This window comes from Loktanella sp. D2R18, from assembly GCF_003318235.1.
GTDB lineage: Bacteria > Pseudomonadota > Alphaproteobacteria > Rhodobacterales > Rhodobacteraceae > Yoonia.
Genome location: NZ_QOCG01000006.1, coordinates 173,236 through 194,352, shown reverse-complemented (window position 1 = coordinate 194,352; position 21,117 = coordinate 173,236). Strand labels below are relative to the sequence as shown.

The window sequence follows — 21,117 nt, the reverse complement described above, 5'->3', positions numbered from 1 at the left end:
GCGTCGTATCATAGCAACCAACAGGGCATGATCATGACGACGCCGTGGCAATTGACGGCGCAGGGCCATTTTCGACGCGGTGCCGAAATATCAGATCAGCCCTTCGGCACGCAGCCAGTCGGGGATCTTGCCAATATCGCGCAATACCACATCAGCAAGTGGCGCCAATTCAGCCTGCGGTGCGGGCCCAGTGAGCACTCCAATCGTCTTCATGCCTGCCGCGCGCCCGGCGATCAAATCATGGGTACTATCGCCGACCATTGCACAATGGGCTGCGGCAATCCCGGTTCTCGCACAAAATGCGTCCAATTGGCCCGCATCTGGTTTTGCGCCAAAACCGCTGTCATAGCCTGCGATAAATTCGAAATAATCGTTCACGCCAGCCTGTTCCAAATGTTGCAGCGCCGGGGCCTCTGCGTCATTTGTGGCAATCCCTAGCGTCAGGTTCATCCTCGCAAGTGATGCGAAATATGCGGCCAGCGGCACTGCCTCTTGCTGCGCGACCTGTGCCGCGCCCGTATTCATCCGCGCAATCAACGCGCTCTTGTCCATATCCCCCAGGACCGACAAGATATGGTCCGCCACAATATCCACGGTCGAGGCGATCACGATGCTACCCGGCACAAACCGGTTCGTCTCTGCGTCATATCCCAAGACATCGGCTAGCGCGTCAAACTTAGCACGATCACCGCCCGCTTCAGCGGCAAGCATCTGCCGTGTCCAAGCGCCCCATGTCGCGTTGAAATCGAACAAAGTCCCGTCTTTATCGAAAATGATGCCTTTGATCATGTGCAGCCTCTTTGGGTAATTTCCGCCACATCACCTTGGCCAGAAGGTAAAGTCAATCGGGGACTAAGTCCAATGCACGGCCTCGGCGCCCGGCAGTGCATAACGTGCGTGCAGCGGTTTTTCATAAGCCAAATCAACACTATCGCAAAAGGCCACGACCCAAGCATCATCCATTGTGATGAATTCCAACACCGCTGCCAAAAACGCAGGATCGCCTGCGCGGGCGCGTAGATCATCAACGGACCCGCCTGTTGCGCCCAAGAACACTGGGCAAAGTTCATCATTGCCAACCAACCATGCCAATGCCTGTAATGCGATGACCTGTGCCTGTTCGTGATCCATCTACAATCCTTAATTCTACAGAAACTGTTTCTTAACCAATACCGTTCAAATTGTCTGCATGAAATGGGCGACCTCATGGAGGGTTTGAAAATGCCGGGACGTATATTGATCATCGATTCTGTTGCGACCAATCGTATTGTGATGAAGGTTAAAATGTCCGCCGCGCAGTTTCGCGTAAACACCTGTGCAAGCCGCGCCGAAGCAGATGCCCATATCCTCAAACACCGCCCCGATCTCATACTGGCCAGCTTTGGCAACCCCGCGTTGGATCTAGAAAGCTATTGCCGCTCCCTGAAATCAAATCCGGACACGCAAAACATCACGATCATCGCAATCGGGGTCACCGACTCAAGCCAAGCCCGGTTCGCAGCGCTTAATGCCGGAGCCGATGATGTCATGCCGCGCCCGGTAAATGACGGGCTTCTGCTGGCACGCATCCGCAGCTTGCTACGGGTTCACAGCACCCATCAAGAATTGCATCTGCGCGAAGGGACCAGCAGCGCCCTTGGCTTTGAAGAGGCGACCACTCCCTTTGAGACTGCGGCAAATGTCGCGCTTTTGTCAGCGACCCAACAGCCTGATGGCGCGCTTTTGGCGGCATTGACCCATTGTTTGGGCCATGTTGTACGTGCTATGGATCCCGACCAAGCGCTGCGCACCAGCAAGACACAGCCTTCACATGCGCTTTATGTCATTGACGCAAGTGCCCATATGACGGCCCCGGCGCGTTTTTTCGGGCTCGTGTCCGATTTGCGGGCCCGTCCAGACACCCGTCAATCAACGCAGCTTATTGTCGTGCCTGACGACGCGCCTGATATGGCTGCGATGTTCTTGGATTTGGGTGCTGATGACGTTGTGATCGTCTCTGCATCCGCTGATGAAATCGTTTTGCGGGCGCGCAAACTGATCAAACGCAAACGGTTGCATGACCGATTGCGCGATACGGTGCGTGACGGCTTGCAAGCCGCCGTGACCGATCCGCTAACAGGGCTTTTTAATCGGCGCTACGTTGACCCGCATTTGGCGCGCATGGCGCAACACGCGCAGATGTCTGGGGACGCTATGGCGGTGATGATGGTCGATATTGATCACTTTAAATCCATCAACGACACCTATGGCCATGCCGCGGGTGACAAGGTGCTTAAACAATTGGCAAAGCGGATAAAAGATAATATCCGCGCGGTTGATATGCTGGCGCGTGTGGGCGGCGAAGAATTTCTTGTCGCATTGCCAGACACCACAGCCGCCCAAGCACAAATGACCGCAAATAGGATTCTTTCCCTTATCAACAGCACGCCATTCGACATCGGCGAAGCACACCCTCCGTTACCTGTCACTATTTCGGTTGGCGTCGCGATTAGCCGCGCGAAGCAAACAAAAAACCCACGCGCAGAAACCATCTGCGCGCAAGCAGATGCCGCACTGTACGCAGCGAAGTCCGCTGGGCGTGATCAGGTCGCAATGGCAAGTTAATTCCGCTCTGGCCGTGGGCGCACTTTGGTCAGTTCGTCCTGCAACCTATCCGCAAAAGCAACGCGGCTTTCGTCGGACATCGTTGTGATGTGATCGATCACGACATCTTGGGCCACGTTTTGAATCTGCGTGCCGTGCTCGGCTTGCTCGACAATCAGATCACGCAAAGCTTCCGGGTCAAAAGGCGTCGCGCGCAAGGTCGCGATCATCAATGTGACTTGCCGCCGCGGGTTATATTCACCCATAGGGCGCGCGTGGCGCAACGCGGTACCGATTTCGCGCCGATCTTCTGGCGCCAATGCGCGTGACATCGGGCCAAGCCCAAGATCAAAGCTACGAGGAGGTCCATCCCCAACCCTGCCAGAGGCAAATGACCCGGCAACAAGCCCCACCACAGCAAGGTTCAGCGCCAATGAAACCACCAGCACGATGCGCAAAACACGCCCGTTTTTTGTCTTTTCATCAGCCATCAAAAAAATCTCCTGTCGCGAAAATCGCATCCTCGCTAAATATACTGACGTTGATTTCATCGCCGAAATACGTTGCGGTATAGTTTTCAACCGAAGCAGGCGGTGCAACCCCGATCCAAACCCCTGCGCAGGTCGCAGTGACCAGTCCACTGACTGCCGTCCAACCACCTAAGAGATCAAGCACTTGCTGACCCAGACTGCGGCGCGGCGCGGGTTGTGGTACCGCTTGCGGCACCGTAGCCCCGGCCATCACCCGCGCGATCAAATCATCTGACGGGACCGGTGCAACGGCACGGGCCTGCGCAAAAATATCTTCTAGGATGTCGTCGTTTAGATCAGTCATCATCATACCCCAGTTCTGCCTTGCGCCCGGCCATGATTGCAGCCAGCGCCCGTTTCCCGCGTGCTGTCAGGCTTTCGACTGACCGCACATTTGTGTCCATAATTTCCGCGATCTCAGGGTTGGACAGCCCCTCGAGATGCCGCAAGGATACGGCCTGTGCCTGACGTTCGGGCAAAGCCGCGAGCGCGTCTGACAGCGCCTGCATCCGCGCGTTCGTTTGCATTTTCTGCACCACGCTTGGTGCGCCATCTGTTGGTTCGGCGATCTGATCAAGCGAGACCCCACCGCGCCGTTTACGCAAAATATCGGTGCAAAGGTTTGACACAACGCGGTAAAGCCATGTGCTGACCTGTGCTTCGCCTTGCCGCCAATCGGGTGCCTGTTTCCACAAGCGGATCATCGCTTCTTGCGCAACCTCTTCGGCCTCGGCCTGAATGGCTAGCATCCGCGTCGCTTGCGCCAGAACCCTTGGCAATAACCGTTCGGTCAACGCCTGCGCGGCCTGTGCATCGCCATTGGCAAATGCAATCAGTAGCGCCTCGTCGGGGGCGCCAGCAAAAAGGTCGGGCATCGCGTTCATGAAGTGTAGTGCTACCGATATTTACAGCGCTTCGCAATTGGCGAGGAGAAGCCCCCCCCGCCAAAGCATTTGATTTAGTTGTTGTCGCGACCATGGCCTTCGCCATGACCTTGGCGACGTTCACCGCGTTCTTGCATCTTTTCTTGCGCAGCTTCGAATTCTTCCGCGCTAATTGTGCCATCTTCGTCGGTGTCCACACGCTCGAACATCCGCTCCATGTTACCTTCGCGGCGTTCACCGCCACGGGGGTTCATTTCGTCGGCTTGGATAAGACCATCTTCGTTCTCATCCATACGTTCGATCATACGGGCCACGCGTTCTTCAGAGCGTGCGTTCGCTTGGGCGGTCAGCTCTTCAGCGCTCAATGCGCCGTCGCCGTCCGTGTCAGCCTCTGCAAAGCGCGCTTCGCCGCGTGCTTGCAGTTCTTCCATTGTCAGCGCACCATCGCCATCAATGTCGAGTGTCGCAAAATCTGGGCGTTCACGTTGTTCCGGCTGTGCCGAAACCGCGCCTGCAGTCATCACGACGCCTGAAAGAAGTACTGCCATCAAAATAGTCTTTTTCATTTTCATTCCTCACTTAAGGTTTAGTGCGACTGTTCTTAGCCGCAGACCCTTCTTCAACGCAGACCCAGATCATTTCCGTCGCAAGACCACCGGAAATCTCTTTTGGGGCTACGTGACACGGCGCCGCAACCCGCCCTCTCCCCCTTTTCAAAGCGGCGTGAATAGGCGATGTAATTGCTGAAACCCTGGAGCAACCCCCGATGTCTGACGCACATACTTTCCCGACGGAACGCCCAACCAAACCTGCAATTCTGCGCGGGCTGCGCTGTAAATGCCCCAACTGTGGTGAAGCCAGTATATTCGACGGCTATCTAAAGGTCGTCGACCATTGCCCAGCTTGCAATGAAACCTTGAGCCACCACCGCGCGGACGACGGCCCCGCCTATCTGACAATTTTGTTGGTCGCACATATCATCGGCTTTGCGATCCACTTTATGTGGGTCATGTGGGAACCCAGCCCAATGGTAATGGCCACCACGCTTTCCGTAGGCTCCGTGGCTTTGTCGCTCTTTCTTTTGCCCCGGCTCAAAGGCATGATCGTGGCAATTCAATGGGCACGCCGCATGCATGGGTTTGGACAAGATGGCTAAGCCCCCGGCCAAACGGGGATAAGATGGATAAAATCAGCATCCGCGATGCGGCCACGATTGTTGTGCTGCGCGACGCGCGCACCACGCCATCTGTGCTGATGGGCCAACGCGGCGCGTCAGCGGCATTTATGCCCGGTAAATTTGTTTTCCCCGGCGGCGCTGTTGATCCCGTAGACGCGCAGGTCCCCGTCACATTGCCGCAAACGGAAGCCGCCCGGCTTGCCCAAGACAGCGCGCGCGCGCCTGCGTCGCTCGCCGCAGCAGCGATCCGCGAGCTTTGGGAAGAAACCGGACATATCTTAGGTCAGCGCGCCGAGTGGGCAGACGCCCCAAAAGGCTGGCGCGGGTTTGCCGCATCAGGGCATCAACCCAACGGTTCTGCGCTGCAATTTTTGTTTCGCGCCATCACCCCGCCGGGCCGCCCACGCCGATTTGACGCGCGGTTTTTCTTGGCCGACGCGGATGCGCTGACCACCGATCTTGATGATTTCAGCAATGCCGAGGACGAGCTTGCCCATCTTCAATGGGTACCATTGCACCAAGCGCGCAAGTTCGATCTGCCCTTTATCACCCAAGTCGTACTGGCCGAACTCAACGCGCAAATCGCATCGGGAGAGCGCGCTGCAACCGTCCCTTTCTTTCGCAACAATGACGAGGCAAGATTGGTCAGCCGTTTAGGTGGGAAACCTTTACTTTAAGCAACCAAGACCAGAACCAAGATGCTTATCCCCAAGAATACGATCCCCTGCCATTCGCGCCGTGATATTTTTTCGCCAAAGGCAAGCGACCCGATGGCCAGCGACAAAAGCAGTTCTACCTGCCCCAGCGCGTTCACATAAGCCGCCGTTTGCAGCGTATAGGCATTGAACCAGCAGATTGATCCCACCATGCTGGTCAGCCCAACCAACCCGGCCACCCGCCACGCCCGAAACACGCGGGTTATTTCACCGCGTTCGCGCCAGGCAAGCCAGATCGCCATCGTGACCGTCTGCAACGCCGTCACGATCGCCAAAGTCACGATGGCGCGATAGAATACATCGCCCGCATCCAATGACAGCGACGCGCCACGATATCCATTGCCAGACACGCCGAACAGCAGCCCGGCGCCTAGCCCCAATGCCGTTGCCTTGTTGAAAATCCGTTGGTGCCAGGCCCCTGTTGCATTGGGTGGATCAGAAAGTAAGACCACGCCTATTAGCCCGATAAGCATCGCGCAAATCGCCCATCCGGTGATCGCATCGCCCAAGACCACAAAGCCAATCAGCGCGCTCAGCAGGACTTCGGTTTTCTTAAACGTTATCCCGACTGCAAAATTGCGGTGACTGAACAAGGCCACGACGCACATGGTTGCCAATACCTGTGACGCGCCCCCGGCAATTGCATAGGGCCAGAACGCTTTGGGCACTTGCGGCACACCCTGCCCGGACGTGCGTGCATAAATCACCGCGATCACCATGACCAAAGGCGAAGAATAGATAAACCGCGCAAAGGTCGCGCCCGCCGTAGAAAGCTGCATCCCGCGCAGATGTTTTTGCAGCATAAACCGCAACGCCTGCGCGGTCGCCGCAACCAGCGTGATCGGGACCCAGAGCTCCATCAGCCGGCTAACTGCGCATTAACCCTGCACAGTTGGGTGACTAAATTCATCCGCAGGCACAGGTTCGCCGCGCACAGACGGATCACAGGCGACCATCGGACTGCCTTGGTCACGGATGATCAGACCACCGCGGGCACGACATTGTTCGAATGTCATGCGATTCCCGATCACCAGATGCTCTTGCATGCCGGGGCTTCCGCCCATCGCGCCGCCGGTTTCACAGGCGCCCAAAAACATCACACATCCCAAAACAAGCTTTTTCATGGGGAAATCTCCATCAGTTGGCTAATATCATAGCCATTAAATTCCAATATTTCACGCGCAGCGCGTAACCTATCAGCGGGTATCTCAGGATCGCGGTTCAAAATCCAGCCCGACGTGCCATTTGGGCTGCCGACCACGGCGGTGCGGTAACTTTCGTCCGTCCAAAGCACCCAATAATCCGCCACAACAAACGGCACACCATCAAAACGCAGGGCCAAACGCCCCGGCCCGACAATATCGGCATTGCCTGTGATCCGCGATCGTTCCGACCCGTCAGAATTTCGGCAAATATTCAGCACCGACAGGCTACCATCACTTTGCAAACCATAATCCGCCGTCGCCCGCGCACAGTCTTTTTGAAACGGCACAGGAAAGCGCGCGACCTCATGCCATCGCCCAGCATAGCGCGCGGGTTCAAAAAACGCCTTGGATGAAATTGGTGCGTTGGTATCCCGGTAAGAATGGGAAACGGTGCAGCTTGCCAAGGCAAGCATCAGCGCCAGCGCTCTCATCGTGTCATCCGGTGGCGGGTGCCGAAATCTTCGCTGTTGGTTCTAAACGGCATTCTAGGCTCCGAACGATCATTTTGCAGACAGTCTCGCAAAAACCGGGTGACGACAAGATGCTATTGTTGACAGCGCGCCCCGCTTTCAGGCAAGCCTAGGCAATGAACAACGGAATGCACATCGCAGCACCCTATTACCCCGGCCCCATTTCGCGGCGACCGGATCTTTTTTGATATAGACACCGATACGCCCGCAAAGGGCGTCAGGTAATCTTGTCCCTTTGCGGCACAGCAAAGGAAAACCCCAATGATCACGATCACAAACGTCACACCAACCGATATCCCCGATCTTCGGGACATGATTTACGCGCTTTGCGCGCATCACGGCGACACATGCGCGCGTGGGGATGCGGATGTTCACGCGCAATTCATTGATGGCCCTCTGATTGGGCTCATCGCACGTGACGGTGACAGGCCTGTCGGTTTTGCGACCCTTGTGACCCACTGGCGCCCCATGAATACAGGCGATAGCATCGACATCTTGCATCTGTTTGTCATCGCAGGGCGACGTAGCCAAGGCATCGGTCGCAGGCTGATCGCAGCGGCCCAATCGCACGCGCAAGCAACCGGCGCAATACGGTTGACGATTGGCACAGCGCCCAACAACGCAAGTGCAGCACAGGCCTACCGGGCGATGGGGTGGGATGAAATCACAGCAACAGCCGGGCCAAGGTTTCAAATCAGCCTTTAGGCCCACCCCGTAGGGTGGATCTTGATCCACCCTACTTAATAAGGCATCGGATTGGCGCGATGTGCGCTATCAATCTCAGCGATCAACGCGTCACTCAGCACCACTTCTTTGCCCGCAATAATATGCGCCAGTTGTTCCGATGTCGTCGCGCCGAAAATCGCGGATACTGGGAAAGGCCGCGTGCTTTGCCATGCCATCGCCATATGCACGGGATCGACTCCATGCTGCGCAGCCAAATCTAGATAGGCTTGCGCGACGGGCAACGTACGCGGGGTCATGCGCCCACCCAGTTCTGGGCCGATTGACCGGCGGCTGCCTTCGGGGATCGCGCCGTTTTGGTACTTCCCGGTCAGCAACCCACAGGCCAATGGCGAAAACGACAACAATGTCACGTCCTCATTCACCGCCATCTCGGCCATATCGGTATCATACATACGGCACATCAATGAATATTCGTTTTGCACGGATACCATGCGCGGCAGGCCTGCAGCCTCGGCCAGATCAACCCATTTGGTCATCCCCCAGGCAGATTCGTTTGATGCGCCCACTGCGCGAATTTTGCCTTCGGCAACCAGTTCACCAAAAGTGGTCAGCACACCCATCATATGATCCAGCGTTTGCGCACGGTTTTGGCCGGAGGGATCATAGGTCCAGTTTTGGCGGAACATATATGACCCGCGCTCAGGCCAATGCAGCTGATACAGGTCGATCACATCCGTCTGCAAACGCCTCAAAGATGCCTCAACGGTTTCGCGGATATTGCCTCCGTCGAAGCCCTTGCCGTCACGCACCCAACCAGGGTTGTTTCCAGATACTTTCGTGGCGATGATCACCTCATCACGGCGGCCGGATTTTGTAATCCAGTTTCCGATCACCTGTTCAGACAGGCCCACCGTTTCGGCGCTAATCGGGTTCACCGGATACATTTCGGCAGTATCAAGAAAGTTAATCCCCGCGTCTAACGCCATATCGATTTGAGTATGTGCGTCGCTTTGTGGGGTTTGGTTGCCATAGGTCATCGTGCCAAGGCACCAGTCTGACACCGCAATATCGGTGCGACCAAGGTTAAGCATTTTCATGAGTTCACTTTCAAATCTGCGTTTGAAAGCAAACTAAACTCTAAAACGCAGGTGGCAAGACCCGTCGCAACCGATCTTGCCGTAGTTTGGTTCTAGAAATGATAGAACGCGCCAACACGGGTCGTTGTCACCGCGTCAGTGGTGTGGTCATCCATAAAATCGCGAATGAATTCCGCGCGCAGGCTCACTTTGTTGGTGAAGTCTGTCTGCACCCCAACACCTAAGTTAAAGCCAGACGCGTTCCCGCTATCGCTTTCATAGCTGGTAATTCCGCCAGACGCCAAGGCTTCAACGGCCCCCAAGTCATAGGTTCCCATGGCGCGCAAACGCCGGGTGCTGTAATCTGCGTCGCCCGCGATATGCCCGCCAATTTCCAATTCACCGCCATACCCAAAGGTGCCGTAACCCAAACTAACACCGGCGATCAGCGACGCAGAGGTCTGCGTATCGCCAGAATGCGGGTACGCGTAATCAAGCGCACCGCCTGCGTAAAAATCTTGTGCGGATGCCATGCCCGCCACCGCAGCCAAAGCTGCGCTTAAAATGATCGTTTTCATTGCCTGCCTCACAGTTATTTATTACCGCCATAATACCTCAGGTCGCCCATCAAGACCAGTGATTGCGCAGTATATCTGGCATCTGGGCGCAAGCCCCGTTAGATAGGCCCAAATTGATAGGAAAATCCGATGGCCCGTCACCTCATTACGTCCGCAATCCCCTATATCAACGGGATCAAACACCTTGGTAACCTTGTCGGCAGCCAATTGCCTGCAGATCTATTTGCCCGCTACATGCGCGCGCGCGGTCACGAAGTTTTGTTCCTTTGCGCGACCGATGAACACGGCACACCTGCGGAATTGGCGGCGACGAAGGCTGGCAAACCTGTCGCAGACTACTGCGCCGAAATGCATGATGTGCAGGCCAAAATAGCAGATGGGTTCCGCCTGTCGTTTGACCATTTTGGCCGTTCCTCCAGCCCGCAAAACCAAAAATTAACCCAAGCCTTTGCTGGCCGTTTGGCAGATATGGGCCTAATCCGTGAAGTGACCGAAGAACAGGTATATTCCGTCGCCGACGGCCGTTTCCTGCCCGACCGCTATATCGAAGGCACCTGCCCCAACTGCGGCTTCACATCTGCACGCGGCGACCAATGTGACAATTGCACTAAACAGCTAGACCCCACCGACCTGATCGACGCGCATTCCACGATTTCAGGGTCAACCGATTTGGAAGTCCGCGAAACCAAACATCTGTATCTGTGCCAATCTGAACTCAAAGACGATCTGGCCGCTTGGATCGACAGCAAGACGGATTGGCCGATCCTGACCACCTCGATTGCCAAAAAATGGCTTAACGATGGGGATGGTCTTCAGGATCGTGGCATCACCCGTGATCTTGATTGGGGCGTGCCTGTCAAACGCGGTGACGCGGAATGGCCCGGCATGGAAGGCAAAGTATTTTACGTCTGGTTTGATGCGCCGATCGAATACATCGCCTGCGCCCAAGAATGGGAAGACGCCGGAAAAGGCACCGACTGGGAACGCTGGTGGCGCACCGACAAAGGTGCCGATGATGTGACCTACACCCAATTCATGGGAAAAGATAACGTGCCGTTCCACACGCTATCCTTTCCTGCGACGATCAAAGGCACGCAAGAGCCGTGGAAACTGGTCGATTACATCAAATCGTTCAACTATCTGAATTATGATGGCGGCCAATTCAGCACATCGCGCGGGCGCGGCGTGTTCATGGATCAGGCGCTTGAACTTTTGCCGTCAGACTATTGGCGCTGGTGGCTTTTGTCGCATGCGCCTGAATCGTCAGATGCGGAATTCACCTGGGAAACCTTCCAAACTGACACGAACAAAGACCTCGCCGACGTTCTAGGAAATTTTGTTAGCCGCGTGACTAAGTTCTGTCGGTCAAAATTCTCTGAGGATGTCCCCGCAGGCGGCACCTATGGCGCAGCGGAAACGCAATTGATCGCCGATCTTACTACCCGCATCCGCGCTTATGAAGCGCATATGGAAGCGACCGAAGTCCGCAAAGCAGCCGCTGAACTGCGTGCGATCTGGGTGTTGGGCAATGAATACCTGCAAGCCAACGCACCATGGACCACATTTAAAACAGATCCGGACACCGCAGCGATGCAGATCCGGCTCGCGCTGAACCTGATTCGCATTTACGCGGTATTGTCTGCGCCGTTTATTCCTGATGCGTCTGCGACGATGATTGCTGCAATGCAAACGGATGATGATAGCTGGCCCACCGATGTGGCCGCAGCGCTGGAAACTCTGCCCGCAGGCCATGCATTTACCGTGCCAGAAAACCTGTTCCGCAAAATCACCGACGATGAACGCGAAGAATGGGCGGCACGTTTCGCTGGCACACGCGACTAAGGGGGACGAATATGATCATCGGGCATATCGGCGCACGAGCGGGAAGCAAGGGCGTACCCGGCAAGAATTTTCGCGACTTACATGGCAAACCGCTGATCGATTGGGCGCTGGATCAGCTGTTTGAAAATCCACGCGTCGATCATGTTGTTGTCTCAACAGATTGTCCAAAGATGTATGCACACGGGCTGAAACGTGGCGCGCTTGATATTGGGTTGCGCCCCGATCATCTGGCGACAGACACGGCGGCAAAATGGGATGTCTGGCAACACGCGCTGCTTGAGGTCGAAAAACAGGTCGGCCCGGCTGATGCGTTTTTGGATCTAGATTGCACGTCACCGCTGCGCCTGCCCGAAGATGTCGACGCTGGGCTGGACCTTTTCGCGAAAGAGCAGCCGGACATGGTGATGTCCTGCTGCGAAAGCCGCAAGAACCCCTATTTCAACATGTTAGAAACCGATAATGACGGCGGGCTGCATGTCTCAAAGCCCCTGCCCCACGGCGTCGTCGCGCGCCAACAGGCCCCTATGGTCTATGATCATGTCGGCTTGGTCTATGTGGTTAAACCCAGCTACCTACGCACAGCGACACGCCTGTTCGAAGGTCATGTCATTCCGCTGATCGTACCCAATGAACGCAGCCTTGATGTCGATAGCCCCTTTGACTGGGACGTGATTAACTATCTCATGGGCAAGCAAATTGCAGACGGGCTACGCCCCCCAGCTTAACGCCAGCCCTGCCAGAATTTCAAACCAGCCTGCTTTGTCTCAAAACTTTTGGTCAACGCATCCGGATCATATTCCGTTCTGATCCAGTCATCTATAGCAATGGGTGATTGGGCGTTACGCGCGGCATATACATCCAAAAAGTGATCTAAAATTCCCGTGCTGGTGCGGCGGATATGCAGGTACTGAAAGCTCAACTGCTTTTGCGCGATCTCCAACGGGGTATTTTCATAAAGCATCAGATAAAGTGCGGCCGCCAAACCTGTGCGATCAGCCCCCGATTTACAGTGCATCATAAAGGGCCTTTCAATCGCGGCAAAACTATTCAGCAGCTTTTTTAACGCCTTAACCGTCGGTGCACGACGCGCCGACATCTGCGACGTAACCAATGTCAGGCCAAGCTGTTCGCAGCTTTCGACCTCCAACAAATAATGCGGTTGTTGTGCAGCCCCCCGCAAGTTCAGCACCGTACGGATACCCATCGCCGCATAGCTTGCGAACCGCTGATGGTCAGGGTGGTTTGATCGATAAGCCCCCGGCGCGAATTCATTAAAATTATGCCACCGTTTGCGTAAAATCCCATGATCCAGCCAGTAGTAATGGAACAACGACTTTCGCCGTTCTTTGGGATCAGTAATATCATGCCCAAAGGATTTACGCAGGTTTTGTTCTTTTTTCACCAGCGTTTCCTGAATTTTGCGGAACATCCCAACAACCCAAACTGTTTCAACGACGTTCACATGGCGTATTGTCCGCATGATTGCAATGATGAGGCACCAATTGCTCCGCTGGGCCAAACCAACTAGAAGCATCCCAACACCACCGTGTAGGAGCCCATCATGGACATCGCAGGCCGCAAAATCGGACCAGAACATCCCCCCCTTGTCATCGCTGAAATCGGGATCAATCACGGAGGCGACCTGAACGTAGCCAAGGAAATGGTGCGCCTTGCCGCCGGCGCAGGCTGCGAGATGGTCAAGCACCAGACCCACATCATCGAAGATGAGATGACAGAAGAGGCCAAACAAATCTTTCCGCCCAATGCCGATGTGTCGATCTGGGATGTGATGCAGTCTTGCGCATTATCGTTAGACGAAGAGAAATATCTTAAAGAGTATACTGAATCCCTTGGAATGATCTGGATTTCGACACCGTTTTCACGCGCAGCGGCTGATTTTTTGGCCGAACTTGATGTGCCCGCGTTTAAGATCGGATCGGGCGAGGCAGATAACCTTCCACTGATCCGTCACATCGCGCGGATGGGCAAACCAGTGATCATGTCCACCGGGATGCAAAGCATCGAAAGCTTACGTGCCTCGGTGCAAATTCTTGAAGATGCGGGCATCGAATATGCGCTATTGGAATGCACGAACCTATACCCTTCGCCGCCTGAAATCGTTTCGTTACAGGGCGTGACCGACCTCAAAACCGCTTTTCCAAATGCCGTTGTCGGGTTCTCGGACCACTCGATCGGGCCCGAGATGGCACTGGCCTCGGTCGCGTTGGGTGCGTGTATTTTGGAACGCCATTACACCGACACACGCTACCGCAAGGGCCCTGACATCATCAATTCTATGGACCCTGCAGAGCTGCGTCATATCATTGACCGATCTCGTGAAATCCACATTGCACTACGCAACCCCAAAGAACGCACCCCCGCCGAAGAGGATGTCTACCGCTTTGCCCGCGCGTCCGTCGTGGCAGACCGCGATCTACAAGCAGGCTACGTCATCACAGAAGCCGACATTTGGGCACGCCGCCCCGGATCTGGTGAAATTGCGGGCTATGATTTTGACAAGGTCGTTGGCAAAACGCTCGTCCGTGACGTGACGCGGAACACCCAACTCAAATGGACCGATTTAGATGCCTGAGCACCAGTGGGACTTCGTGTGCCTTGACCCGCGCAAAGCTAAACGCGCAGCAGTTGAACGCGCATTAGGCCCGCTCGGCAAAATTACTTTTCGGAAAACTGCGCCTTTGGGATACAAGACTTACCCAGAAACGGCACAGCGTGTTGTCGAAGCGTTCGCATCGGCGACCCAAAAACCAACGGCAACATTGGCGGTTGCCGCAAAAAAACGTCTACTCGCATTGCAATATAGCGGCTCTCGTACCTATTTCGAAAAGCATCCTGACCGGGTTGCTGTCGCTTGGAATGGCCTAAACGGCACACGCCGTGTTTTCATGGATGCTGCCAAAGATGCGCGGGCGAAAACGCTCTATTTCGAATTGTCGCCGTTCAAGGGGCGTATCACTGTTGACCCTTGCGGTGTAAATTATCGCAATGGACTGCCCCGGACTGCTGCCCCCTATGTGCATTGGGCAAAGAAACACGCGGATGATGACGGTTGGCGCAAGCTTGGCACAACCATCGTCGCACGCACCGGACAGCAAGCCCCGAATGCCGCAGCCACCCCACGTCCGTTGAACGAAAAATTCATATTCATTCCACTGCAAGTTCCAGGCGATAGTCAATTACGCCTCTTCGGCGGTGCATTTCCTACCGTTGAACAGGTGATCGATGCGGTGGCCGAAGCTGCCAAATATCTGCCCGATGGTTGGCACGCCCGGCTGAAAGAACATCCAACATCCCCCATCAAATTTGGCGATCGCATTGCCCAACTTGCCCACCCCCAACTCGTTCTCGACAACGTCACAGACACATTTACACAGGTTGCAGCCGCACGCGCAGTGGTCACTGTGAATTCGTCAGTCGGGCTGGAGGCGATGTTTTTCGAAAAGCCAGTCGCAGCCATAGGGGACTGCTTTTGGGCCATTGATGGCATCGCTAACCATTGTCCGACCCAAGATGCCCTAAACGCGCTTTTCGCTCAACCTGAAACCCTGTCTTACGATCCGCAAGCACGTAACGGATTTCTGAACTTCCTGTCGCAACACTATTACCCAGAGCTTGACCACGACGGGCCTGACGGTAACCTCGCACCTCTGGAAGCCCGCAAAATCAACGCGCGGCTAATGGGGCCAGACAAATTAGGCTTTTGGACCTGCAATAACGGAATAGCCAGATGAAACTTAGTAAATTATGGTCACGCGAAACGCCGCACACATCAACGATGCTTACCGGCTGCCCGACCATTGTGTCCGGCCGTAACGGCCTTGCAATCGTTGCAATCATGAAAAACGAAGCGCGCAATATTGTCGATTGGATTAGGTTTCATGCATTGGCGGGTGTGCAGGACTTTTTTCTTTATGACGATGGATCGACTGATAGCACCGCCGAATTGGCGCGCGGCGTACCCAATGTAAATGTGACGTTGATACCGTGGAAACTTACCGCGTCGTGCCTAACGCCCAAAGTGAAATTTTCGCGTCAAGTTTTGGCTTATTGCCATGCCATTGAAAACTTCGGCGGCCCATTTAGATGGATGGGTTTTATCGACATTGATGAATATATCGTTCCGAAAGCAGATGATACAATCATGACCGTGCTGGGCGGGCTAGAACAGTTCACAAATATATCTTTGCCTTGGACAATGTTTGGACCCAACGGACACGATACACCATCTGATTTACCGGCACCTTTTGCCTTTACAACGCGCGCGCGCGACCGCGCCGCACCACTGCTTAATTTTAAGTGCATCATTGACCCGACCGACACATTGGAAGTACGCGTTCACCGTTTTCGCACGCATCAAATGGGCCGGACGAGCGCAAGCGAAGCAGGCAAAGTGTCCCACTATAAAGAGCGTAATAAGGCTGATTTTCTATCGGATGCTGCGCTTCAGCTTAACCATTATTACACCCGTTCACACCAAGAGCTGCAAGAGAAACTATCAAAAGGCGCTGTGTCCGACTCGCCGCTTGATCGGCGTGGTCGCAAGATCATGGAAAAACTTGAAGTTATTGAGAAAACCGCGGTCGAAGATCGCTGCGCGCTGGACTTCTTACAACGTCACGGAGTGAATGATGGCCAAGGGCTACGCACGCATTCACTTTAATATACAGCACCGCTGATGGCCCAACACATTGCGCGCAAAGCCTTCCAAACGCGACAAACCGCCCATTTTTTAAGCACACTCAGGACTGCGCCTTTAATATGTACAGACCCCGAGATTAATGCTGTGGCCGTGTCTACCACCTTGTGAAAATTCTGATAACTAACGAACTATGGAGCCAGGATTAAAAATTCTCGTTGTCGAGCCCGACGCTGCGCGCGCGCAGGATATTATTGACGCGCTCAAGGATGGCGGCTGGGGCAGCGTATATGTTGTCACTGAAATCTCTGCGTTGGCGCCCAAGTTGACTGAAATTGATCCCGATATCGTGTTGATCAATCTTGCACACCCTGACCGCGACACCTTAGAGCACATCGGTCAAATTTCGCATGCGCAGTCGCGCCCCGTTGCAATGTTTGTGGACCGTTCAGATTCGGACCTGACCCAAGCAGCCATTACCGCTGGGCTTAGCGCCTATGTCGTCGATGGTTTGCAAAAGAACCGCATTAAACCCGTCCTTGAAACCGCAATCGCACGGTTCAAGATGGTGGAACAAATGCGCCACGAATTGAACGCCGCCAAACAAGCCTTGACCGACCGCAAAACCATTGATCGCGCCAAGGGGCTGCTCATGACTGCGCGCGGCATTGACGAAGACACCGCCTATGGCTTGCTACGCAAAACCGCAATGGACCAAGGCCGCAAGGTCATTGATGTTGCCCAAGCGCTGGTCACAGCGGCGGATTTGCTCGGATGAACGTACAGACTGTAAAATGTGGGTTCCTTCCACTTGCCGATGCGGCACCGCTGATCATCGCACGCGAGCTGAACTTTGCGCGCGACGAAGGTGTCGACCTGCAACTTGTCAAACAGCCGTCTTGGGCCGCGCTCCGTGACCTGCTTGCATTGGGACAAATCGACGCCGCGCATATGCTGTCACCGATGCCCATCGCGATGACATTAGGGCAAAGCGGATTGCCGACGACCGTGGACGCCCTAATGGTTCTGTCTGTCAACGGCACCGTGATCGGCGTATCCGATAGTCTGGCGCGTGATATGGAAAACACCGGCTGGCAAGCGGATTTCATCAACCCGGCCACGGCCGCCACCGCACTATTCGCAACCGGACGCACACCAATCCGAATCGGCATCCCCTTCCCATTTTCGATGCACCGCATGCTGATCGAACATTGGCTATCCGCGCATCCGTCGTTTCGCAGCAACCGTGTTGAGATCATCACCGTACCCCCACCACGCATGGCCGCAGCCATGGCGGACGGCACCCTCGATATGTTTTGCGTGGGCGAACCGTGGGGCACCGCAGCCGTGCAGCAAGGGGACGCTGAGCTGATCTTGCCCGGATCCGCGATCTGGCAATTTGCCCCGGAAAAGGTCTTGGGAGCGACCCGCAAATGGATCGATGACAATCCAGACACCTGTCGCAGAATGATGCGGGCGATTTACCGTGCGACGCAATGGCTTGATCAACCACACAACAAGCCGCTTGCTGTCGAAATTCTTGCGCGCAGCCAACATATCGATTTGCCGCACGAAGCAATTGATCCTGCGATCTCGGGGCAAATCGTACCGCGTAAAGGGGCCGCGCCAGTCTCGCCTGCGCATTTCCTGTTCTTTAATGACAGTGCTGGGAACTTTCCGTGGCGCAGTCAGGCTGCTTGGATCAGTGAGCGCATTGCCGCATGGGCCGGCCTCGATATTCAAGATGCCATACGACGCGGATCAGCAAGTTTTCGCAGCGATTTATTTCGGAAAAACCTAGAAACGCGTGGAGTTGATATGCCCGGAGCTTCGGCAAAGATCGAAGGAGCGCTGCGCAATCCCACGGCGGTCGCGTCCACCAAAGGCCAAATGATTCTTGGGCCTGATGCATTTTTTGATGGCGCAATATTCGACTTTGACCTGTCAGATTGATCAAAAATTAAGCAAATTCTGCACTGCCGCATTTTTTGTGAAACGCGTCCCAAAACACAACTTGAACTGGTGCTAACCATCATCATAGTGGGACTTAACAAAGACAATGGCGTCTTTTCGAAATCCCCGTTGATCGGGATTACACGACCTGAGCAAAGCCGCTCGAAACTTCTGCGCACTCCTCCCTGCGCGCTGGTTTCGAGCGGCTTTTTTCGTTTTGACCATGACCTATAAGGACACCGACATGCTAAAAACCCTCCCACTTGCGCTAACTGCCAGCGTTCTTTTGAGCTCAACGGCGATGGCGCAATCGCTTGATCTCGAAAAAGAGGACCTCACATTCGGCTTTATTAAGCTGACAGATATGGCCCCTTTGGCGGTTGCTTATGAAAACGGTTATTTCGAAGACGAAGGCCTGTTTGTGACACTTGAAGCACAAGCAAACTGGAAGGTGCTTTTGGACGGCGTCATCGACGGCCAGTTGGACGGCGCGCACATGCTGGCAGGTCAGCCACTTGCCGCGACAATCGGCTACGGCACCGAAGCCCACATCATCACACCATTTTCTATGGACTTGAACGGCAACGGCATCACAGTATCCAACGAAGTTTGGGAACAGATGAAACCGAACGTCCCATTGATGGAAGACGGTCGTCCGCAGCACCCCATCAGCGCCGCGGCAATGGCCCCGGTTGTCGAAGACTACAAAGACCAAGGCATCCCATTCAACATGGGCATGGTTTTCCCTGTATCCACGCATAACTACGAATTGCGCTACTGGCTTGCCGCTGGCGGCCTAGAGCCCGGTTATTATTCCCCCGATGACATTAGCGGCCAAATTGGTGCTGACGTTCTGCTATCTGTGACCCCTCCGCCGCAAATGCCTGCAACGCTGGAAGCGGGCACTATCTTCGGGTATTGCGTAGGTGAACCATGGAACCAAGCAGCCGTGTTCAAAGGCATCGGTGTTCCGGTCATCACAGACTACGAACTCTGGCGCAACAACCCCGAAAAAGTGTTCGGGATCTCTGCCGAATTCGCTGAAGAAAACCCGAACACGACCATCGCTTTGACCAAGGCGCTGATCCGCGCTGCGATCTGGTTGGATGAAAACGACAACGCCAACCGCGAAGAAGCCGTGGAAATTCTGGCGCGCTCTGAATACGTTGGTGCCGACGCCGAAGTGATCGCCAACTCAATGACCGGTACGTTTGAGTACGAAAAAGGTGACGTACGCGAAGTCCCTGATTTCAACGTATTCTTCCGTTATAACGCGACCTACCCGTTCTATTCAGACGCGATCTGGTATCTGACACAGATGCGCCGTTGGGGCCAAATTGCAGAGCCACAGACCGATGAGTGGTTCTTTGAAACAGCCGAAAGCGTCTACCGCCCTGACATCTATCTTGAAGCCGCACGTATGCTGGTCGACGAAGGCATGGCAAACGAGGCCGATTTCCCATGGGACAGCGATGGCTTTAAGGCCCCGACGCCTGCGGAAGATATCATTGACGGTATTCCCTACGATGGCCGTACGCCAAACGCCTATCTGGACAGCCTGCCAATCGGCCTGAAAGGCAACCAGATCATCGTGGATAGCGAAATCCAAGAATAAGCAAACACGTCTGGCCCCACGCGGGGCCAGACACCATCGTGCCCTAACAGACCACAGGACAACAGCATCATGACCGCAATCGACCCGACCGAACTAAACGCCGAAGCACGCCGCGCCCGGCTGTTTACGCGGATCAACAAGGCAGACGCATGGTTCCAAGTTCTGGGCCTGTCATGGATGACCCCTATTCTTAAGGCAATCGCGGGTGACAATCCGCGGGCGCAAATGTCTGAAATCTGGCGCCTGCTCGGCGTGCCAATCCTTGCGATTGGCATATTTTTGATTGCTTGGGGCACATTGGCCCCAAAGGTGCAAACGTCACTTGGTGCAATCCCCGGCCCTGCCCAAGTTTGGGAACAAGTCGGCAATCTACACGCTGATGCGGTCCGCGAAGGTGAGAAAGAAGTCGCCTTTTACGAACGTCAAGACGCACGCAACGCCGAACATGTTGCCAACGGCGATTTGGACAAGGTGCGCGATCGCCCTTACACAGGTAAACCAACATATTACGATCAAATTTGGACTTCGATCAAAACGGTGTTCTTTGGCTTCTTGATCGCTTCGCTCTTTGCCATTCCCTTGGGGATCATGGCGGGCCTGAGCCCCACGGCAAACGCGGCCATCAACCCGATGATCCAAATTTTCAAACCCGTATCACCACTTGCTTGGCTGCCAATTGTAACCATGGTTGTGTCAGCCGTTTACGCGACCAACGACGGCATGTTCTCCAAATCATTCTTGGTGTCCGCAATTACCGTGACCCTTTGTTCGCTTTGGCCAACGCTGATCAACACCGCACTCGGTGTGGCGAGCATCGATAAAGATCTGGTGTCTGTGTCCAAAGTTCTAAAAATGAACACCTACACCAAGATCACGAAACTTGTGTTGCCATCAGCGCTGCCGCTGATCTTTACCGGTCTGCGGCTTTCGCTGGGTGTGGGCTGGATGGTGCTGATCGCCGCGGAAATGCTGGCGCAGAACCCCGGGCTTGGCAAATTCGTCTGGGATGAATTCCAAAACGGGTCGTCACAATCGCTGGCTAAAATCATGGTTGCGGTTCTGACCATCGGGATCATCGGCTTTATGCTCGACCGGGTGATGTATGCGCTGCAATCCATGTTCACATTCACCGAGCAGCGGTAAC

At 54.9% G+C, this 21,117-nt stretch carries 25 protein-coding genes; 13 read left to right on the top strand and 12 right to left on the bottom strand.

The annotated features are described in order from the left end of the window. Nucleotides 1-90: 90 nt before the first annotated feature. Together DS901_RS03670 and DS901_RS03665 are read right to left on the bottom strand one after the other, a co-directional pair. Nucleotides 91-789 carry an HAD family hydrolase gene (locus DS901_RS03670; RefSeq protein WP_113775572.1) on the bottom strand — a complete coding sequence of 233 codons (699 nt, stop codon included), beginning with the start codon at nt 787-789 and terminating at the stop codon, nt 91-93. Nucleotides 790-852: 63 nt separating this feature from the next. Continuing rightward, nucleotides 853-1,131, bottom strand: coding sequence for a DUF3572 domain-containing protein (locus DS901_RS03665; protein ID WP_113775571.1), 279 nt, complete (start codon nt 1,129-1,131; stop codon nt 853-855). Between the two features lie 90 nt (nt 1,132-1,221). Between DS901_RS03665 and DS901_RS03660 the strand changes: the two genes are divergently transcribed. Then, nucleotides 1,222-2,604, top strand: a complete 1,383-nt coding sequence (locus DS901_RS03660) for a diguanylate cyclase (protein ID WP_113775798.1) — start codon at nt 1,222-1,224, stop codon at nt 2,602-2,604. Here DS901_RS03660 and DS901_RS03655 read toward each other — a convergent pair. The 4 genes from DS901_RS03655 to DS901_RS03640 form a co-directional block, all read right to left on the bottom strand. After that, nucleotides 2,601-3,074, bottom strand: coding sequence for a periplasmic heavy metal sensor (locus tag DS901_RS03655; RefSeq protein ID WP_113775570.1), 474 nt, complete (start codon nt 3,072-3,074; stop codon nt 2,601-2,603). The two genes, DS901_RS03660 and DS901_RS03655, sit on opposite strands and share 4 nt — an antisense overlap. After that, entirely contained in the window at nt 3,067-3,423 is a 357-nt protein-coding gene (locus DS901_RS03650) for a hypothetical protein (RefSeq protein ID WP_113775569.1), read from the bottom strand. The genes DS901_RS03655 and DS901_RS03650 overlap by 8 nt, the downstream gene beginning before the upstream one ends. Further along, complete coding sequence (locus tag DS901_RS03645; protein WP_113775568.1) at nt 3,410-3,997, bottom strand: RNA polymerase sigma factor; 588 nt, start codon at nt 3,995-3,997, stop codon at nt 3,410-3,412. Before DS901_RS03645 ends, DS901_RS03650 begins: the two co-directional genes overlap by 14 nt. A gap of 74 nt (nt 3,998-4,071) precedes the next feature. Continuing rightward, complete coding sequence (locus tag DS901_RS03640; protein ID WP_113775567.1) at nt 4,072-4,563, bottom strand: EF-hand domain-containing protein; 492 nt, start codon at nt 4,561-4,563, stop codon at nt 4,072-4,074. A 200-nt stretch (nt 4,564-4,763) separates the two neighbouring features. Here DS901_RS03640 and DS901_RS03635 point away from each other — a divergent pair, with 200 nt between their 5' ends. Together DS901_RS03635 and DS901_RS03630 are read left to right on the top strand one after the other, a co-directional pair. Further along, entirely contained in the window at nt 4,764-5,153 is a 390-nt protein-coding gene (locus DS901_RS03635) for a DUF983 domain-containing protein (RefSeq protein WP_113775566.1), read from the top strand. 23 nt (nt 5,154-5,176) lie between these two features. After that, nucleotides 5,177-5,851: an NUDIX hydrolase gene (locus DS901_RS03630; protein ID WP_113775565.1), complete on the top strand. Its 675-nt coding sequence runs from the start codon at nt 5,177-5,179 to the stop codon at nt 5,849-5,851. On the opposite strand, the gene DS901_RS03625 is transcribed toward DS901_RS03630, so the two are convergent. Genes DS901_RS03625 through DS901_RS03615 form a run of 3 tightly spaced genes read right to left on the bottom strand, consistent with a single transcriptional unit; the run spans nt 5,848 to nt 7,526 of the window. Continuing rightward, nucleotides 5,848-6,750 carry an EamA family transporter gene (locus DS901_RS03625; protein WP_113775564.1) on the bottom strand — a complete coding sequence of 301 codons (903 nt, stop codon included), beginning with the start codon at nt 6,748-6,750 and terminating at the stop codon, nt 5,848-5,850. The two genes, DS901_RS03630 and DS901_RS03625, sit on opposite strands and share 4 nt — an antisense overlap. Before the next feature lie 18 nt (nt 6,751-6,768). Continuing rightward, on the bottom strand, nt 6,769-7,014 hold the full coding sequence (locus DS901_RS03620; RefSeq protein ID WP_113775563.1) for a hypothetical protein: 246 nt from the start codon (nt 7,012-7,014) through the stop codon (nt 6,769-6,771). Then, nucleotides 7,011-7,526: a lipocalin family protein gene (locus DS901_RS03615; protein WP_113775562.1), complete on the bottom strand. Its 516-nt coding sequence runs from the start codon at nt 7,524-7,526 to the stop codon at nt 7,011-7,013. The genes DS901_RS03620 and DS901_RS03615 overlap by 4 nt, the downstream gene beginning before the upstream one ends. Before the next feature lie 300 nt (nt 7,527-7,826). Between DS901_RS03615 and DS901_RS03610 the strand changes: the two genes are divergently transcribed. Continuing rightward, nucleotides 7,827-8,270 (top strand): GNAT family N-acetyltransferase, encoded by a 444-nt coding sequence (locus tag DS901_RS03610; RefSeq protein ID WP_113775561.1) that lies wholly within the window; start codon nt 7,827-7,829, stop codon nt 8,268-8,270. A gap of 35 nt (nt 8,271-8,305) precedes the next feature. On the opposite strand, the gene DS901_RS03605 is transcribed toward DS901_RS03610, so the two are convergent. Both DS901_RS03605 and DS901_RS03600 read right to left on the bottom strand, forming a co-directional pair. Further along, nucleotides 8,306-9,349: an aldo/keto reductase gene (locus DS901_RS03605; RefSeq protein WP_113775560.1), complete on the bottom strand. Its 1,044-nt coding sequence runs from the start codon at nt 9,347-9,349 to the stop codon at nt 8,306-8,308. Between the two features lie 92 nt (nt 9,350-9,441). Further along, nucleotides 9,442-9,906, bottom strand: coding sequence for an outer membrane protein (locus DS901_RS03600; RefSeq protein ID WP_113775559.1), 465 nt, complete (start codon nt 9,904-9,906; stop codon nt 9,442-9,444). Between the two features lie 129 nt (nt 9,907-10,035). Here DS901_RS03600 and metG point away from each other — a divergent pair, with 129 nt between their 5' ends. Both metG and DS901_RS03590 read left to right on the top strand, forming a co-directional pair. Continuing rightward, complete coding sequence (gene metG / locus DS901_RS03595; RefSeq protein WP_113775558.1) at nt 10,036-11,748, top strand: methionine--tRNA ligase; 1,713 nt, start codon at nt 10,036-10,038, stop codon at nt 11,746-11,748. 11 nt (nt 11,749-11,759) lie between these two features. Continuing rightward, on the top strand, nt 11,760-12,473 hold the full coding sequence (locus tag DS901_RS03590) for an acylneuraminate cytidylyltransferase family protein (protein ID WP_113775557.1): 714 nt from the start codon (nt 11,760-11,762) through the stop codon (nt 12,471-12,473). Here DS901_RS03590 and DS901_RS03585 read toward each other — a convergent pair. Continuing rightward, nucleotides 12,470-13,228 (bottom strand): tyrosine-protein phosphatase, encoded by a 759-nt coding sequence (locus tag DS901_RS03585; protein WP_258546642.1) that lies wholly within the window; start codon nt 13,226-13,228, stop codon nt 12,470-12,472. The two genes, DS901_RS03590 and DS901_RS03585, sit on opposite strands and share 4 nt — an antisense overlap. 81 nt (nt 13,229-13,309) lie before the next feature. On the opposite strand from DS901_RS03585, the gene DS901_RS03580 reads away from it, so the two are divergent. From DS901_RS03580 to DS901_RS03550, 7 genes are all read left to right on the top strand, one after another. Further along, on the top strand, nt 13,310-14,341 hold the full coding sequence (locus tag DS901_RS03580) for an N-acetylneuraminate synthase family protein (protein WP_113775556.1): 1,032 nt from the start codon (nt 13,310-13,312) through the stop codon (nt 14,339-14,341). Beyond that, the gene (locus tag DS901_RS03575; RefSeq protein WP_113775555.1) at nt 14,334-15,500 is read left to right on the top strand and encodes a capsular polysaccharide export protein, LipB/KpsS family; all 1,167 of its coding nucleotides are present in this window, start codon (nt 14,334-14,336) and stop codon (nt 15,498-15,500) included. The genes DS901_RS03580 and DS901_RS03575 overlap by 8 nt, the downstream gene beginning before the upstream one ends. After that, nucleotides 15,497-16,429 (top strand): glycosyltransferase family 92 protein, encoded by a 933-nt coding sequence (locus DS901_RS03570; protein WP_113775554.1) that lies wholly within the window; start codon nt 15,497-15,499, stop codon nt 16,427-16,429. Before DS901_RS03575 ends, DS901_RS03570 begins: the two co-directional genes overlap by 4 nt. Nucleotides 16,430-16,598: 169 nt before the next feature. Next, nucleotides 16,599-17,183, top strand: a complete 585-nt coding sequence (locus tag DS901_RS03565; protein ID WP_113775553.1) for an ANTAR domain-containing response regulator — start codon at nt 16,599-16,601, stop codon at nt 17,181-17,183. Then, nucleotides 17,180-18,358, top strand: coding sequence for a CmpA/NrtA family ABC transporter substrate-binding protein (locus tag DS901_RS03560; RefSeq protein WP_113775552.1), 1,179 nt, complete (start codon nt 17,180-17,182; stop codon nt 18,356-18,358). The genes DS901_RS03565 and DS901_RS03560 overlap by 4 nt, the downstream gene beginning before the upstream one ends. A gap of 244 nt (nt 18,359-18,602) precedes the next feature. After that, nucleotides 18,603-19,973 carry a CmpA/NrtA family ABC transporter substrate-binding protein gene (locus DS901_RS03555; protein WP_113775796.1) on the top strand — a complete coding sequence of 457 codons (1,371 nt, stop codon included), beginning with the start codon at nt 18,603-18,605 and terminating at the stop codon, nt 19,971-19,973. Nucleotides 19,974-20,042: 69 nt separating this feature from the next. Beyond that, nucleotides 20,043-21,116 (top strand): ABC transporter permease, encoded by a 1,074-nt coding sequence (locus DS901_RS03550; protein ID WP_113775551.1) that lies wholly within the window; start codon nt 20,043-20,045, stop codon nt 21,114-21,116. Nucleotide 21,117: the final 1 nt, after the last annotated feature.

Excerpts from the sequence above, each read along its gene's own strand:
- DS901_RS03570 (WP_113775554.1), top strand. The coding sequence starts at position 15,497 with ATGAAACTTAGTAAATTATGGTCACGCGAAACGCCGCACACATCAACG.
- DS901_RS03565 (WP_113775553.1), top strand. The coding sequence starts at position 16,599 with ATGGAGCCAGGATTAAAAATTCTCGTTGTCGAGCCCGACGCTGCGCGC.
- DS901_RS03575 (WP_113775555.1), top strand. The coding sequence starts at position 14,334 with ATGCCTGAGCACCAGTGGGACTTCGTGTGCCTTGACCCGCGCAAAGCT.
- DS901_RS03625 (WP_113775564.1), bottom strand. The coding sequence starts at position 6,750 with ATGGAGCTCTGGGTCCCGATCACGCTGGTTGCGGCGACCGCGCAGGCG.
- DS901_RS03555 (WP_113775796.1), top strand. The coding sequence starts at position 18,603 with ATGCTAAAAACCCTCCCACTTGCGCTAACTGCCAGCGTTCTTTTGAGC.
- DS901_RS03620 (WP_113775563.1), bottom strand. The coding sequence starts at position 7,014 with ATGAAAAAGCTTGTTTTGGGATGTGTGATGTTTTTGGGCGCCTGTGAA.
- DS901_RS03600 (WP_113775559.1), bottom strand. The coding sequence starts at position 9,906 with ATGAAAACGATCATTTTAAGCGCAGCTTTGGCTGCGGTGGCGGGCATG.
- DS901_RS03615 (WP_113775562.1), bottom strand. The coding sequence starts at position 7,526 with ATGAGAGCGCTGGCGCTGATGCTTGCCTTGGCAAGCTGCACCGTTTCC.
- metG (WP_113775558.1), top strand. The coding sequence starts at position 10,036 with ATGGCCCGTCACCTCATTACGTCCGCAATCCCCTATATCAACGGGATC.
- DS901_RS03655 (WP_113775570.1), bottom strand. The coding sequence starts at position 3,074 with ATGGCTGATGAAAAGACAAAAAACGGGCGTGTTTTGCGCATCGTGCTG.
- DS901_RS03605 (WP_113775560.1), bottom strand. The coding sequence starts at position 9,349 with ATGAAAATGCTTAACCTTGGTCGCACCGATATTGCGGTGTCAGACTGG.
- DS901_RS03645 (WP_113775568.1), bottom strand. The coding sequence starts at position 3,997 with ATGAACGCGATGCCCGACCTTTTTGCTGGCGCCCCCGACGAGGCGCTA.
- DS901_RS03610 (WP_113775561.1), top strand. The coding sequence starts at position 7,827 with ATGATCACGATCACAAACGTCACACCAACCGATATCCCCGATCTTCGG.
- DS901_RS03635 (WP_113775566.1), top strand. The coding sequence starts at position 4,764 with ATGTCTGACGCACATACTTTCCCGACGGAACGCCCAACCAAACCTGCA.
- DS901_RS03590 (WP_113775557.1), top strand. The coding sequence starts at position 11,760 with ATGATCATCGGGCATATCGGCGCACGAGCGGGAAGCAAGGGCGTACCC.
- DS901_RS03660 (WP_113775798.1), top strand. The coding sequence starts at position 1,222 with ATGCCGGGACGTATATTGATCATCGATTCTGTTGCGACCAATCGTATT.
- DS901_RS03670 (WP_113775572.1), bottom strand. The coding sequence starts at position 789 with ATGATCAAAGGCATCATTTTCGATAAAGACGGGACTTTGTTCGATTTC.
- DS901_RS03560 (WP_113775552.1), top strand. The coding sequence starts at position 17,180 with ATGAACGTACAGACTGTAAAATGTGGGTTCCTTCCACTTGCCGATGCG.
- DS901_RS03580 (WP_113775556.1), top strand. The coding sequence starts at position 13,310 with ATGGACATCGCAGGCCGCAAAATCGGACCAGAACATCCCCCCCTTGTC.
- DS901_RS03650 (WP_113775569.1), bottom strand. The coding sequence starts at position 3,423 with ATGATGATGACTGATCTAAACGACGACATCCTAGAAGATATTTTTGCG.
- DS901_RS03585 (WP_258546642.1), bottom strand. The coding sequence starts at position 13,228 with ATGCGGACAATACGCCATGTGAACGTCGTTGAAACAGTTTGGGTTGTT.
- DS901_RS03640 (WP_113775567.1), bottom strand. The coding sequence starts at position 4,563 with ATGAAAAAGACTATTTTGATGGCAGTACTTCTTTCAGGCGTCGTGATG.
- DS901_RS03550 (WP_113775551.1), top strand. The coding sequence starts at position 20,043 with ATGACCGCAATCGACCCGACCGAACTAAACGCCGAAGCACGCCGCGCC.
- DS901_RS03630 (WP_113775565.1), top strand. The coding sequence starts at position 5,177 with ATGGATAAAATCAGCATCCGCGATGCGGCCACGATTGTTGTGCTGCGC.
- DS901_RS03665 (WP_113775571.1), bottom strand. The coding sequence starts at position 1,131 with ATGGATCACGAACAGGCACAGGTCATCGCATTACAGGCATTGGCATGG.